Origin of the sequence: Paenibacillus nicotianae (assembly GCF_042681745.1) — a bacterium.
GTDB lineage: Bacteria > Bacillota > Bacilli > Paenibacillales > Paenibacillaceae > Saccharibacillus > Saccharibacillus nicotianae.
The window spans coordinates 662,593-678,039 of sequence record NZ_JBHUGF010000011.1; the positions used below are offsets into that span (position 1 = coordinate 662,593).

Annotated in this window: 14 protein-coding genes; all 14 read left to right on the top strand. The window is 40.2% G+C overall.

Translation table 11 applies throughout. The features are described from left to right. The gene (gene atpD, locus ACFSGI_RS21725; protein WP_204826280.1) at positions 1 to 1,401 is read left to right on the top strand and encodes a F0F1 ATP synthase subunit beta; all 1,401 of its coding nucleotides are present in this window, start codon (positions 1 to 3) and stop codon (positions 1,399 to 1,401) included. A gap of 34 nt (positions 1,402 to 1,435) precedes the next feature. Next, positions 1,436 to 1,852, top strand: a complete 417-nt coding sequence (locus tag ACFSGI_RS21730; protein WP_204826281.1) for a F0F1 ATP synthase subunit epsilon — start codon at positions 1,436 to 1,438, stop codon at positions 1,850 to 1,852. 375 nt (positions 1,853 to 2,227) lie between these two features. Next, a complete protein-coding gene (locus ACFSGI_RS21735) occupies positions 2,228 to 2,476 on the top strand; it encodes a DUF1146 family protein (protein ID WP_204826282.1) in 249 nt (82 codons plus the stop codon). A 248-nt stretch (positions 2,477 to 2,724) separates the two neighbouring features. After that, a complete protein-coding gene (gene murA / locus ACFSGI_RS21740; protein ID WP_204826283.1) occupies positions 2,725 to 4,095 on the top strand; it encodes a UDP-N-acetylglucosamine 1-carboxyvinyltransferase in 1,371 nt (456 codons plus the stop codon). A gap of 376 nt (positions 4,096 to 4,471) precedes the next feature. Then, a complete protein-coding gene (gene mreB, locus ACFSGI_RS21745; RefSeq protein WP_204826284.1) occupies positions 4,472 to 5,470 on the top strand; it encodes a rod shape-determining protein MreB in 999 nt (332 codons plus the stop codon). A gap of 99 nt (positions 5,471 to 5,569) precedes the next feature. Further along, positions 5,570 to 6,451, top strand: coding sequence for a flagellar hook-basal body protein (locus ACFSGI_RS21750; RefSeq protein ID WP_204826285.1), 882 nt, complete (start codon positions 5,570 to 5,572; stop codon positions 6,449 to 6,451). Between the two features lie 36 nt (positions 6,452 to 6,487). Further along, positions 6,488 to 7,312 (top strand): flagellar hook-basal body protein, encoded by an 825-nt coding sequence (locus ACFSGI_RS21755; RefSeq protein WP_204826286.1) that lies wholly within the window; start codon positions 6,488 to 6,490, stop codon positions 7,310 to 7,312. After that, complete coding sequence (locus ACFSGI_RS21760; RefSeq protein ID WP_204826287.1) at positions 7,305 to 7,607, top strand: DNA-directed RNA polymerase subunit beta; 303 nt, start codon at positions 7,305 to 7,307, stop codon at positions 7,605 to 7,607. Before ACFSGI_RS21755 ends, ACFSGI_RS21760 begins: the two co-directional genes overlap by 8 nt. A gap of 220 nt (positions 7,608 to 7,827) precedes the next feature. Then, complete coding sequence (gene fabZ, locus ACFSGI_RS21765) at positions 7,828 to 8,265, top strand: 3-hydroxyacyl-ACP dehydratase FabZ (protein WP_204826288.1); 438 nt, start codon at positions 7,828 to 7,830, stop codon at positions 8,263 to 8,265. 67 nt (positions 8,266 to 8,332) lie between these two features. After that, positions 8,333 to 10,048: a phospho-sugar mutase gene (locus tag ACFSGI_RS21770; RefSeq protein WP_204826338.1), complete on the top strand. Its 1,716-nt coding sequence runs from the start codon at positions 8,333 to 8,335 to the stop codon at positions 10,046 to 10,048. 196 nt (positions 10,049 to 10,244) lie between these two features. After that, the gene (locus ACFSGI_RS21775; protein ID WP_204826289.1) at positions 10,245 to 12,272 is read left to right on the top strand and encodes a DUF5693 family protein; all 2,028 of its coding nucleotides are present in this window, start codon (positions 10,245 to 10,247) and stop codon (positions 12,270 to 12,272) included. Further along, positions 12,245 to 13,396, top strand: a complete 1,152-nt coding sequence (gene csaB, locus ACFSGI_RS21780) for a polysaccharide pyruvyl transferase CsaB (protein ID WP_204826290.1) — start codon at positions 12,245 to 12,247, stop codon at positions 13,394 to 13,396. The genes ACFSGI_RS21775 and csaB overlap by 28 nt, the downstream gene beginning before the upstream one ends. 6 nt (positions 13,397 to 13,402) lie before the next feature. After that, the gene (locus ACFSGI_RS21785) at positions 13,403 to 14,161 is read left to right on the top strand and encodes a WecB/TagA/CpsF family glycosyltransferase (RefSeq protein ID WP_204826291.1); all 759 of its coding nucleotides are present in this window, start codon (positions 13,403 to 13,405) and stop codon (positions 14,159 to 14,161) included. Positions 14,162 to 14,274: 113 nt separating this feature from the next. Further along, positions 14,275 to 15,402, top strand: a complete 1,128-nt coding sequence (locus tag ACFSGI_RS21790) for an MraY family glycosyltransferase (protein WP_204826292.1) — start codon at positions 14,275 to 14,277, stop codon at positions 15,400 to 15,402. Positions 15,403 to 15,447 lie beyond the last annotated feature (45 nt).

A 15,447-nucleotide genomic window follows, 5' to 3' on the forward strand; every position in this document is an offset into this window, starting at 1 on the left:
ATGAACAAAGGTCGCGTTGTAAGTGTAATGGGACCGGTTGTAGACGTAGAATTCGAACGTGGTCAACTTCCGGAAATCCTACACGCGCTCAAAGTCGAAACTACGCTGGATAACGGTAACAAAATCGACTTGACGCTTGAAGTATCGAATCATCTGGGCGATAATCTTGTCCGTTGTATCGCAATGTCTTCCACAGATGGTCTAGTACGTGGACTAGACGCTCTTGATCTAGGTGCTCCTATTTCAGTACCTGTAGGTAACGTAACGTTAGGTCGTGTATTTAACGTATTAGGTCAACCTATCGATGAAGCTGGTGATGTTGTAGCTGAAATCAAAAACCCGATTCACCGTCAAGCTCCTAAATTTGACGAATTGTCTACACAAGCTGAAATTCTTGAAACAGGAATCAAAGTTATCGATTTGCTAGCTCCTTATGCTAAAGGTGGTAAAATCGGTCTGTTTGGTGGTGCTGGTGTAGGTAAAACAGTAACGATTCAAGAATTGATCAATAATATTGCTCAAGAACATGGCGGTATTTCTGTATTTGCTGGTGTTGGTGAACGTACTCGTGAAGGTAATGACCTTTATCACGAGATGAGAGAATCAGGCGTTATCAACAAAACAGCAATGGTATTTGGACAAATGAACGAGCCTCCAGGTGCACGTCTTCGTGTTGCTTTGACAGGTTTGACAATGGCTGAATATTTCCGTGATGAAGAAGGAAAAGACGTATTGTTGTTCGTTGATAATATTTTCCGCTTTACACAAGCAGGTTCTGAAGTATCTGCATTGCTAGGACGTATGCCATCTGCGGTAGGTTACCAGCCTACACTTGCAACAGAGATGGGTCAATTGCAAGAGCGTATCACTTCTACGAAAAAAGGTTCAGTTACTTCGATTCAAGCGATCTATGTACCAGCGGATGATTATACCGATCCAGCTCCTGCGACTACATTTGCTCACTTGGATGCAACAACGAACTTGGAACGTAAAATCTCTGAAATGGGTATTTTCCCAGCAGTAGATCCACTTGCTTCCAGTTCACGTATCTTGAATCCTGAAATTGTAGGAGAAGAACATTACAATATCGCTCAAGGTGTTAAGCAAATCTTAGCACGTTACCGTGAGCTACAAGATATTATTGCAATTCTGGGTATGGATGAATTGAGTGAAGAAGATAAGTTGACTGTATCGCGTGCGCGTAAAATTCAACGTTTCTTGTCTCAACCGTTCCATGTTGCTGAACAGTTTACTGGAATCAAAGGACGTTATGTACCTGTTAAAGAAACAGTACGTAGCTTCAAAGAGATTTTGGATGGCAAACATGATGATCTTCCAGAAGCAGCATTCCTCTTTGTAGGCACGATTGAAGAAGCAGTGGAAAAAGCAAAAACACTGTAAATTATATGCCTGCAAAACGTGAGGAGGGATGAAAGTGAGCACGTTTCTATTGGAAATTGTAACACCTGAACGTCTGGTGTTTTCCGAACAGGTGGATCAATTAAGAGCCACAGGTGTAGAAGGTCAACTTGGGATTCTAGCAGGTCACATTCCGATGGTTACTCCACTAGAAGTCGCTCCATTGGTGTACAAAGTCAATGGGAAAGAAACAGTGGTAGCTATTCAGAGTGGATTTCTAGAAGTTCGTGCTGATAAAGTAGTAGTGTTGGCAGATAGTGCAGAATTGCCGAACAATATTGATATTGAACGTGCAAGAGCAGCAAAAGAACGTGCTGAGCGCCGTCTCAACAACAAGTCGACTCAAGATCACATTGACTTCCGCCGCGCTGAACTTGCTTTACAACGAGCAATGAATCGTCTTAAAGTATCTTCAGCTGGTGAGAACCGTTAAATGTATATAACCGGGCCGCTATATAGGGTCCGGTTTTTATTTTTTAATTTGTCTATAAAAATGGCTTATGCTATTATAGGTAAGTTCGTTTTGAATATATACTAGAGATTCACATATTTGAGAATGATTGTGTAGTAACAGATGTTAGGTCTTTAGGCGTATCTTTTCTATTTTTATTTCAGTAACATTTATTGATTTGCTGAGAAAAATGCTTCAAAAATGCAGTTATTTTCTGAAATAACACCAATATGACAAGAAAATGCTGATTTTTGTAAATTTGGGACTAGATTCTTTAACGCTGTGCAAGTATTATAGAATAGTCCGTATAAAAGGATGATTAATGAGTAAGCAATAAAGGAGGGAGCTATTTCAAAAATGAGTACGGTAGATACAGTGTCCGCTGTCGGTGTGAACGGTTTACTATCCATATTCATATCGCTCCTTTGTATTGGTCTGTCCTGGTGGGCATTACAAAATTTAAAACTTGATCTACTGATTCGTTATCCCAAAAGTGCTGCCGGCAAATTGCTCCATTTGTTATTGTCGATTGTACTCGGGCATTTCGTATCCAACTTCCTGCTGGATTATATCCGCTGGACACAGTCTATCCGATTTATGTTTTGAATGTGAACAGTGTGGTTATAAGTGTGTTAGACTATTTTTTTTGAAACCAAACAGTTGTATGATTCTCACCTACTACATTAAAAACTAAAATTTATGCAATAGGGTATTGTACAATCACACGAATCTGAAAGATGAATTAGACTAAATAACAGACAGATACAATCGTCTGTATGCAACTATGTTCAGCTTGATCTGATTCGTCATTGTGTAATGCCGGATAAGCAAAATGACGCGCGGAGGGAACCCTAATGAGCAAATTTATCGTCCGCGGTGGCAAGCGATTAACAGGAAGTGTTAAAGTTAGCGGAGCTAAGAATTCTGTTCTTCCAATTATTGCTGCCTCACTACTTGGAGAAAATGGTGTAAGTGTTATTCATGACGCACCTTCTCTTGACGATGTAATGACGATTAGTAAGGTATTAGAATCGCTAGGAGCGGTTGTTACATACCAAGATGAGACTATTCAGGTCAATGCAGAAGAATTAACTTCTTGTGAAGCACCGTATGAATGGGTAAGCAAAATGCGTGCCTCTTTCTTGGTTATGGGTCCATTGTTGACTCGCTTGGGTAAAACTCGTATTTCTTTACCAGGCGGTTGCGCGATTGGTACACGACCTATTGATCAGCATCTTAAAGGCTTTGAAGCTATGGGTGCAGAGATTAATTTGGGGCAAGGCTACATCGAAGCAAAATGTGATGGTAGACTTCGTGGAGCGAAGATTTATCTTGACGTAGCTAGCGTAGGCGCTACTGAAAACATTATGATGGCAGCTACTCTTGCAGAAGGTACTACAACGATTGAGAATGCAGCTAAAGAACCTGAAATTGTAGACTTGGCTAACTACCTTAACAGTATGGGTGCTATTGTTCGCGGAGCAGGTACAGGTGTTATTCGTATTGAAGGTGTAGAATCTCTTAACGGTACAGAACACACAGTTATACCTGATCGTATTGAGGCAGGTACATATATGGTTGCCGCAGCTATCACTGGTGGTAACGTGTACGTGGAAGGTGCTATCGCTGATCATTTGGGTCCTGTTATTTCTAAAATGGAAGAGATGGGTATTACAATCATTCCAGACGAAAATGGAGTGCAGGTTATTGCAGATAAGCTACTTCGTGCTGTCGACTTAAAAACTTTACCTTACCCTGGTTTCCCTACAGATATGCAAGCACAGATGATGGCTTTAATGCTTGCTTCTGAAGGAACCAGTATTATTAGTGAAACTGTATTTGAAAATCGCTTTATGCATGTCGATGAGTTCAACCTGATGAACGCGGGGATTCGTATTGAAGGTAGAACATCGATCGTGACAGGCGGAGCAAGTCTGGTGGGCGCGAAAGTATGCTCAACTGATTTGCGCGCAGGAGCTGCATTGATTTGTGCAGGGTTGATCTCTGAAGGAACAACAGAAGTGAGCGGAACGCACCATATCGATCGTGGATATGTGCATTTGGCTGAAAAGTTGTCTGGATTGGGAGCAGATATTTGGCGCTTGGAAGAAGCAGAACCTTCTCAAGAACCTACACCTGCGGTAGAAGAACAAATGGCTGCTTTTTCTGACAAAAACGAAAAAGTAAACACAGCTACTTTGAATGTTCAACCAACACTTGCTTAAAAAAAAGTATATGAATTTAATGTATCTATAGGCGAACATTAGATCGCTTTTGATATCGTAATTCACGTATATTAAAGAGTCAGACTGATCATAGTCTGGCTCTTTTGTTATATATGACAGTTTCTTTTCCAAAAATGACGAACAATGGCGTTGAATACCCTTGGTAATTATGCTAATTTTAATAAGTCAGCCTTTTGCATTCATTTTATAGTGGGCCCATATACATAATTTTTTCGCTGAACTGATCGTTGCCGGAGAACGTTGATTCGTTAACATTTCAAACATAACCAGTGAATAGGCTCTCAGATGATGTAAAAGTATAAAATAACGGACGGTGCTTTGTTACCGGAAATACGAACTTTTGGAGGCTCTTGATATGTTCAGCAAGGATATTGGAATCGATTTAGGTACAGCAAATGTTTTGATTCATGTAAAAGGAAAAGGTGTCGTGTTAGACGAACCTTCAGTAGTCGCTATAGAAACAACAACCAAACGTGTACTTGCTGTCGGTGAAGAAGCAAGACGTATGATCGGTCGGGCACCGGAAAATATTGTTGTTATTCGTCCGCTTCGTGATGGAGTTATCGCAGATTTTGAAGTAACAGAAACAATGCTCAAACACTTTATCAACAAAGTAGGCGCTCGTAGCTGGTATAGCCATCCTCGTATTCTGATTTGTGCACCGACGAATATTACTTCTGTGGAGCAAAAGTCGATTCGTGAAGCAGCAGAACGTAGCGGTGCTAAAGAAGTATTTTTAGAAGCAGAGCCTAAAGCAGCAGCCATCGGAGCAGGTATGAATATTTTTGAACCAAGTGGTAATATGGTTATTGATATCGGTGGAGGGACAACAGATATCGCTGTATTATCGATGGGTGATATTGTAACTTCAGCATCACTAAAAGTTGCTGGAGATAAATTCGATGAATCTATAATCAGACATATCAAAAATAAATATAAATTGCTGATCGGTGAACGTACAGCAGAAGATATCAAAATCAATATTGCAACCGTACGTCCGGGTGGTATGCAAAGAGAAATGGATATTCGCGGTCGTGATATCGTGAGTGGATTGCCTAAAACGATCACTATTTCGTCAGGTGAAGTACAAGAAGCACTATCCGATACGATTTTATCAATTGTAGCAGCAGCCAAAACGGTTTTGGAACAGACTCCTCCAGAATTATCCGCAGATATTATTGATCGTGGTGTTATTTTGACAGGTGGCGGAGCGATGTTAGACGGGTTAGAAGAATTATTATCTCAAGAATTGCATGTTCCTGTACTGGTTGCAGAAGATCCTATGCACTGTGTTGTTAAAGGAACAGGAATTATGTTAAATAATTTGGACAAAGTCTCTAAAAAAAAGTTCTAGTCTAACCGATATAAGTAATAGAATGTAATGATGAGACGGAAACTTGGATATATACAATCAGAATCACCCATATATTGAACACGAAAGGAGTGTCCGGTAATGTTAAGAGGTCTGTATACGGCTGCTTCAGGTATGATTACTCAGCAACGTCGCCATGATACCGTGACGCAAAATATAGCAAACGTAAATACCCCTGGATACAAGCAAGTAGAGAGTATTGAACGTTCTTTTCCAGAAATGTTGATCTCGCTGAATAATGGAGATCAAGGATCAAGCAACCAAAATATTGGTCGTTTGAATACAGGCGTACTGGCAGAAGAAAGTATCTCTATGAATGTACAAGGGGATATGCGTCAGACGAATTCTGCGGATGACTTTGCTTTGGTGTCAGAGATTAATCTGGCAGACCCGACAACCCGGCAAAACATTCCTTTCGATGCTTCAGGTAAATATGTAGCAGAAAACGGTACCGTAACGTATCGCCCGCAAGCTTTTTTTACAGCGAAAAGTAAGAGCGGTGAAACAGGTTATACTCGTGATGGTAATTTTCAATTGAATGCAGCAGGACAATTATTAACATCTACAGGTAATCAGGTATTAGGTGCAACAGGTAATCCAATTACACTACGTGGTTCGATCGATGATTATAATTTTGATTCAAGAGGAAATATTACAACCAAACTCAATGGCGCTACAGTAGGACGATTAGGTATTTCTGTAGTGAATCTACCAGGTCAGATGACTCGTGCAGGTGATGGACTGTTTCGCGTAACCGATCCGGCTACAGCAGGGGTTAGACAATTACAAGCAGGCGATAATGTAGAAGTTCGTCAAGGTTACTTGGAAGGTTCTACAGTAGATGCAGCCGCTTCAATGGTTGATTTAACAGCAGCACTTCGTGCTTATGAAGCCAATCAGAAGATTGTACAATTTTATGATAAAAGCTTAGACAAAACAGTAAATGACGTAGGTCGTGTATAATATAGCAGTATAGATGGTTAGCAAAGGAGGAGAATAATGAATAATTCGATGATCAGTGCAATGGTAGCGATGAGCGGTATCCAGCAAAAACTGGGTGTAGTATCTGATAACATTGCCAATGCCGATACTGTTGGATATAAAGGGAAGCAAGCTACATTTGAAGATGTATTTACGGCTGTCAAACAGCAACCAGGTGCAGCATCTGCTTTGCCAGGTCGTGTAACAGGCTCAGGGTACAATCTTGGATTTGGTGCTCGTATGAGCGATGTGACACTGAATACAGCTCAAGGTGAAATGCAGACGACTAATAATCCAACCGATTTGGCTATTCAAGGTGACGGTATGTTTGCAGTGAGTGCCGATGGTAAGCAAGGTTGGACACGCGAAGGTTCTTTCCACTTCGTACCGTCAGCAACTGACCCGACTAAAGCATTTATGGCAACCGATCAAGGCTATTTACTTATGGGGAAAAATGCTAGAGGTGTATCTGCTCCTTTAGAAGTTCCAGCCAAAACGAATATCCAGATCGATGACAAAGGTATTGTTCGTTCTACAGATGCCGCAGGCAAAATTACAGTCCTTCCACAAACGGTTCAGGTTGATCGTGTGATTCATCCAGAAGGTCTTACACAAATGGATGGCAACTTATTCATGTTACCTACCGGAGCGAACTTGAATGATGTTGTAGGAACAATGTCACCAACGACTCAAATCCGTCAGGGATTTTTGGAAGGTTCTAATGTAGATTTGAGTGCCGAAATGTCTGAATTGATTACAGTGCAACGTGCATATCAGCTGGCAGCACGTACATTATCTTCTAGTGACAATATGATGAGTATTACCAATAGTATTCGTGGCTAGTAGACGTGCAGCCGTACAAGAAGCGGCTAAAGCTCAAAGGAAAGCAACTCCTAACAAAAAAATTGTGAGAAAACCTGCTGCACCTGAGAGAAAAGAGCCGGAGAAGAAGCCAGCTACTCCATCTTCTTCGGCAGGGATCAAAACGCTACGTGTACTGTTAGTAATTGTTGGATTTGTTGTAGCTTTGCTAGCAGGCTTAACAGTAGGTTATGCTATGATTGGCAAACAGAATATATCGGATGTATTATATCCAGAGACATGGGCACATATTTTTCAACTTGTTTTTGCACCATGACTTTTAAAGGCTCCTGCTTATGCAGGAGTTTTATTTTTGTTGTCGAAACCGTTATAATGATGTGGAATGCTTAAAATGACTAAAAAATGCTTACATATTATATGGGACAATGCAGGTGAACGATTCGGATTCACACCATTGCGCATGCCATCTGAAGATGCGACGAGGTGTTGAAAGAAAAAGTGAACCTATACTGTTGAAAATGAGAGGGGTTTTGGTTGTGTTAGATGTACAACAAATTCAGGAGATTATACCGCATCGTCCTCCTTTTTTACTGGTAGATCGCATACTGGAATTGGAAGTTGGTAAACGTGCAGTAGGGATCAAAAATGTAACGATCAATGAACCTTTTTTTGTAGGTCATTTTCCGGGTTATCCTGTTATGCCGGGAGTACTGATTGTTGAAGCGTTAGCGCAAGTCGGTGCAGTAGCCATTTTGCAAATGGAAGCTAATCGTAATAAGTTAGCGATGTTTGCAGGAATTGATGGTGTTCGTTTCCGTGGACAAGTAGTACCCGGTGATACTCTTCAATTAGAAGTAGAAATTACCCGTATGAAAGCATCAATTGGTAAAGGTCAGGCTAAAGCTACAGTGAATGGTAACGTTGTTGCTGAAGGTGAAATTATGTTTGCACTGACTGATCCGAATAAAGCGTAATAGTTCAGACAGAATATGAAATGATTTTAATGATTGATAAATTATAGATGGAGAAGGGATGGATATGATGACAACACTTAGTGAACAAGCTCAACGTAATCTAGATCAATGGTTAAATGATGAATCGATCGATGCAGCAACCAAAGAGGAATTGCAAGGGCTCCAAGGACAAGATAAAGAACTAGAAGATCGCTTTTATCGTGATTTGGAGTTTGGTACAGGTGGACTACGTGGAGTTATTGGTGCAGGTAGTAATCGCATGAACTCTTATACAGTAGGTAGAGCTACACAAGGATTAGCAGAATATATTGTATCTGCTCATTCAGGAGAAGGTAAACCATCTGTTGTGATCGCTCATGATTCCCGTCACTTTTCACCAGAGTTCTCATTAGAAGCAGCTTTGGTACTTGCTGGAAATGGAATTGTAGCCAAACTATTTCCTTCGCTTCGTTCAACACCAGAACTTTCCTTTGCAGTTCGTAATCTGAAAGCAACCGGTGGTATTGTGATTACAGCAAGTCATAACCCGCCTGAATATAATGGATACAAAGTATATAACAACAGCGGTGGACAATTGGTTCCTCATGAAGCAGAACAAGTGATTAGTAATATTCGCGAAGTTTCTTCTTTTGCAGCGATCAAACGGATTAGCCGCGAAGAAGCAGAGCAACAAGGATTGCTAGTATGGTTAGGTAAAGAAGAAGATGAAGACTTTATCCAAGCCGTTACTGATATTAGTGTGAATCGCGAATTGTTACAAGGTGAAGCCGGTAAAGCTTTGAAAATCGTCTATACCCCTTTACATGGAGCAGGTAATCTTCCAGTACGTGCAGGACTTGAGCGTCTTGGATTTACAAATGTTTCTATCGTGTCCGAGCAAGAAGCACCTGATGGCAACTTTACAACTGTGAAGTCTCCTAACCCTGAAGAACGCGAAGCTTTTACACTAGCGATTAAGCTTGGTGAAGAAGTAGATGCTGATATTCTAATCGGTACAGATCCAGATAGTGACCGTATGGGTGCTGTTGTTAAAGACCCTGATGGTAAATACTTTGTTCTGACTGGTAATCAATCTGGAGCCATTATGATTCATTATTATTTGAGCCAGCTTCAAGAGCAAGGCAAACTTCCTTCTAACGGTGCAGTGATCAAAACGATCGTAACCAGTGAAATGGGAGCAGCGATTGCTGAACATTATGGAGCAACAGTATTCAACACATTGACTGGATTCAAATATATCGGTGAAAAAATGAATCAGTTTGAACAAAGTGGCGAGCATACGTATCTGTTCGGTTATGAAGAAAGTTATGGTTATTTAGCAGGCAACTATGCACGTGACAAAGATGCAGTCGTTGCAGCATTGTTAATTAGTGAAGCAGCAGCTTATTACAAACAACAAGGTAAAACGCTATATGATGTATTACAAGAGTTGTATGAACAGTTTGGGCATTTCCAAGAAAGTTTGGAGTCGCGTACGCTTAAAGGAAAAGACGGAGTAGCACAGATTCAAGGTATTATGGAATCATGGCGTACAGAAAGCCCTGCTGAGATTGCAGGCGTGAAAGTAAGTGAAGCTTTAGATTACTCTAAAGGTCTAGACGGTCTTCCTAAAGAGAACGTTTTGAAATTTTTGTTGGAAGATGGATCATGGTTCTGCTTGCGTCCATCCGGTACAGAACCAAAAATCAAAGTATACTTTGCGGTTCGTGGTGATTCAGGCGCAGATGCAACAGATCGTATTCAAAAGTTAACGGCTGCTGTGATGCAACGTGTTGATGGTTAATTTTAGATTTATTTTACGAAAATCGTAGATTGTCATCAATTTTTAGTAGGATAGACGCAATAGGCAGTATATAATAGATCAGATGAATGAAGGGTTCCGCTGTGAAGCTTAGTCTTAGCAGCGGAACCATTCGTTATGTTCTTCTTTGGGCGACTGCTTGAGAATAATATAACGAACTTACTAAGGAGGTACTTGAGTGGTTCAGAAATGGCAGCATTGGAATAATTCTTCTGTGAAATGGTTATGGATATTGGTGATTATTGGTTTGGTAGCTTCATTGCCGATTGCTTTTGATCGTACCAAAACCGAGTCAACGTCCAAAAATGTGGAGTTTGTTTTTAATTATCGTAATCTAATCGATATTGCATCGTATCAGCCTCATCCCCAGGATTATATCAAGCAACAGCTTCAATTGCTTAAGGATGCAGGCGTAGGTTCTGTAGCTGTATACCAAAGTAATTTAAGTGAATTGCAAAAGTCGCAACGTCTTAATGTGTATAATTCTGTGGATGTGGCTAATCTCCAAAATCAGGTGATTCCACAAAATGAAAATTTTACATATGTCCAATTTACAAGTGAAGAAAATGCACAATTGTTAGAGCCAGTTCTTCAGCGTGTATACAATTCATTGGGCATTGCTGTTGTACCCTGGAGCTTTAAAGGACTACCCGGTGTTATTATTCAGACTTCTACGGATGAAGCTGGACTAAAACCACTTGATCCTGATCCGATTACAATGCGGATGCTTCATAATATGGGGTTCCAGATTGTTCCTCGTCTTAACGATTCGTTACCATATGACCAAACGCGTATGAATGGATTGCTAAGTCAATTTTCTGAGTATGGTGTCAAAACGATTCTTTTTGATGGTGAATCTGTTACTGGTTTTAATGACGATATTGAGAAGAAAAGTATCGCTAACTTTGCTGCATTGTTAAATCAATATCATATGGGGATTGCAGCGATTGAGAACTTGAAAAAACCACAAACTGGTTTTAGTAAATTAGCGTACCTTATGCATTATAATGTGGTTCGTTTGTATTCCCTAAGCGAATCTGATTCTAAGCTTGATCCGTATACAGTAGCTGATCGTTTTGCTTTAGCTGCAAAAGATCGTAATATTCGGATGATGTATATCAATTTGGCAGTATCTCGTGATACCGCTAAAGCTCAAATGACCAATTCTATTGACAATGTAATTAAAAGTTTACAAACAGAAGGACAGGCTATTCAAAATATCGAAAGTCATGGTTTCAAAATTGGCCCTGCTTCCGCTATGGATGTCAGTCATTCTGCTTTCAACAAATACTTTAAATTAATTGTATTAATTGGAGCTATTGCATATATCGCTTTGTTAGTTTCTTATTTTGTACGTCGTTTAACATTGATTGTATTTGTGCTTGGACTGATCGGTAGTGCAGGGCTGATCCTTATTCATCAGGCACTTATTTTAGAGCAAGGTATTGCTTTGCTTGCGGCTATTAGTGCACCGACGATTGCGATGATCTATGCTGTACGTAAAGTGGATCGCTTGTACGAAACAAGACATCAATTATCAGTAAGTCAACGTGTGATCCAAGCGGTTATCTTATTTATTCGTACATCGCTGTGGTCATTAACAGGAGCACTCTTTATTATTGGGCTTCTGAATGATATTACGTATCAACTGGTGATTAACCAATTCCGCGGAGTAAGCTTACTACACTTTGCACCTATTGCTTTGATCGCAATATATATCGCTTTTTATCGAGGTAAGCAAAGTTTTGGTATAGGTGGTATTCGCAAAGTATTAACAACGCCTATTACATTAACCTGGATTATTGTATTGGGGATTGTAGGAATCGTAGGCATGTATTATCTTTCTCGTACCGGTAATGCAGGAACAGTTACACCGCTTGAAATGCATTTCCGTAATGCACTAGAAAGCTTGCTAGGGGTTCGTCCACGTAATAAAGAATTCTTAATGGCTCATCCATTATTTATTTTAGGTGTCTTTATTGCAGCGAAGTATCGTCATGCGATTTACATTATGATTATTGCTTGTATCGGTCAATTATCAATGGTTGATACATTTGCTCATATTCATTCGCCTGTTCATATTTCATTGATTCGTGGGTTACTTGGAATGGGACTTGGTTTGATTCTTGGATTGGTGGCTGTGATCGTATGGCAAATCCTTGAAAGGTGTTGGAAAAAATGGCTACCGCTTCTGCGAAAATCGTAATCTCTGGATACTATGGATTCCGCAATAGTGGAGACGAAGCGGTATTGAAATCGATTTTGAATTCACTGGAAGATCAGGGTAAACAGCAAGGTATTCATATCGAGCCTATCGTATTGTCAGGTGATCCTGAATGGACTTCTAAAATGTACGGAGTACGTTCTGTGGGACGGTTGAAGATTCGCGAAATTCGCCAACTGCTCAAAGAAAGTGATGGTCTGATTAGTGGCGGAGGCAGTCTTCTTCAAGATTCTACAGGGATCATGACGATTCCTTATTATCTTGGTATTGTTCGTATCGCTCACTGGTTACGTAAGCCTGTCTTTATTTACGCACAAGGCGTAGGGCCGGTACAAAAGAAATTCTTTTTTTCTTGGATCAGAAATAGCTTCAAAAAAAGTGCTTATGTATCTGTACGAGATCAAGAATCTGCTTTGTTACTAGAAAAAATGGGACTTTCCCGTTCCAAAATTGAAGTTGTAGCCGACCCTGTAATGGGATTACCGTTACCTGTGAAGCAAGAACCGATTCATATTAATCCTTTGAATAATGTGACAGAAGCGAATATTGATTCGCTTCCTGTTGTCGGGATATCAGTTCGTTTTTGGGATAAGCAACGTCGTGAATTGGATGGAATAGCAGACGGTTTGCGTTTACTTAGTCAAGAATTACCTGTGCATCTTCGGTTTTTACCTTTTCATTTACCTGAAGATGAACAAGCTTCTCAATATGTAATCGATCGTATTGGTGATATCAGTGAACATGGAAGTGTGATCAGTAGCGCTGAACAAGTAACAGACCCACAACAAATGCTAGTGGAAGTTAGCCGCTGTCATGCTATTATAGGTATGAGACTGCACAGTCTAATCTATGCAGCATCTCAATCAGTACCTTTAATCGGAATATCATATGATCCCAAAATCGATCAATTTCTAAATCGATTGCAGATTCAAGCGACAGGAACCAGTACCAAAGTAGAACCGTTACGATTAGCACAAGAAACGAAAGTATTGCTAGATGATCAAGAAGGATGGCGCACAAGCAAAGCTTCTTTAATCGAATCACTCAAACAAGATGCTGCTAGCCCTGCCCGTTTTATTGTTCATTATTATTTAGCGCAAAGGTGATATATAATGAAAGAATGGAATACTATACCGACTGTTCCGATCTACGGGTTACAAGTATCCAAAATGAATATGGATGATACTGTTGAATACCTGGAACAAAGTATCAAAAAGGGTAAACCGCAACAGATCATTACAGCGAATCCAATCATGATTATGACAGCTCTCGAACAACCTGCTTATATGCAAGTGATGAAACATGCAGAATTATTGGTTCCAGATGGTGCAGGGCTAGTATGGGCAGCTTCAACTTGTGGTCAACCTGTAGCTGAACGTGTCGCAGGATATGATTTATTGCATCGATTAATGGATAGAGGTCAGTCACTTCAATGGAAAGTATATTTACTGGGTTCCACTCCTGAAGTGATTCAGGCGACAGCTACCCGGTTAAAAAGTTTATATCCACATACTGCGATTGTTGGATATCGTGATGGTTTTTTTGGCCCCGATCAAGATGCAGAAATTATTGCAGAAATTCGTCGTCTTTCACCTGACCTTTTGTTTGTGGCAAGAGGAGCAGATACGCAAGAACCGTGGATTGGTACATACAAGCAAGAATTGGGTGTTCCGATCATTATGGGCGTAGGAGGAAGCTTTGATGTGATCTCCGGTAAGACCAAACGTGCACCAAAATTATTTCAAAAATTGCGTTTAGAATGGTTTTATCGCCTGCTGAAAGAGCCTACTCGTTACAAAAGAATGCTTGCGCTTCCGAAATTCGCATTAAAAGTGCTAAAGGACAAGGAAAACGTAGTAAAAGTTCAATAAATAGATGGAATTTAGATGAATATCGCTTAAAATGTGCTTAAAAGCAGTTTGGTGTTTAATTTCGAACGGAGTATAATTGGCTCCGTGAGATAAATTGGGGGTCGAAAAGCAAAATGTTAATCATTTTTATTCTCGGATTTGTTCTGGCGCTGGCATTAGCACTGGTTCTAACGCCGCTCGTCAAAAAGTTTGCAATTCGAATCGGAGCCGTAGATGTTCCTAATGCCCGTAAAGTGCATACGAGAATCATGCCAAGGCTTGGCGGACTGGGGATTTATTTAGCATTTACGATTGCTTTTGTTGCTGTCCTTCCGTTTTTGCCATTTGATCTACCTGCACGCGATGCTAATTTTATGAAAGCATTTTTTACAGCCGGTTCAATCATCGTATTGATCGGTGTACTGGATGACCGTTTTGAATTATCAGCTCGTGTTAAATTGTTAGGTCAAATTATCGCTGCATGTACAGTAGTATTCGGATATGGAATTAAAGTCGATTTTGTCAATATTCCTTTTCAAGATTCATACTCTTCACTTGAAAACTGGATTGCTATTCCTTTAACGATCTTCTGGATCGTAGGTGTAACCAACGCAATCAACTTGATTGACGGTTTGGATGGATTAGCAGCAGGCGTATCTGCTATTGCAATTGGTAGTATTTTTACAATGTCATTGATTATGGGTAACTACCCTGTAGCGCTTTTATGTTTACTTCTGTTAGGAGCGATTGTTGGATTCCTTTATTTTAACTTTCATCCAGCCAAAATCTTTATGGGTGATACAGGATCATTGTTCCTAGGTTTCAGTCTTGCGATGTTATCCTTACTTGGATTTAAACAAATCGCAGTTGTTTCTTTTATTACTCCTTTGATCATTATCGGTGTACCATTGTCTGATACCTTCTTCGCGATTATCCGCCGTTGGGTACATAAGAAGCCGATTTTTGCACCAGACAAAGGTCATTTGCATCATTGTCTACGTGAACTCGGATTAAGTCATCGTCAGACGGTACTGTTGATTTATGGAATTGCTGCTTTCTTCGGTGTATTGGCAATTATCCAATCATCCGCTGCAATCAATGAAGCCAACTGGGTTACATTCTTAGTGATTTGTGTCATGATGTTTGTTCTTCAAATTGGAGCAGAGCTGATTGGTTTAGTAGGCAAAACAAAACGTCCACTTCTTGGACTCATTGCTCGCTTACGGATCAAACCGGATCCAACACGTGGAAGTAAGCCTTAAATGAACATCAAGTAAGAAAAATAATATAAATGATGAATCGGTTGT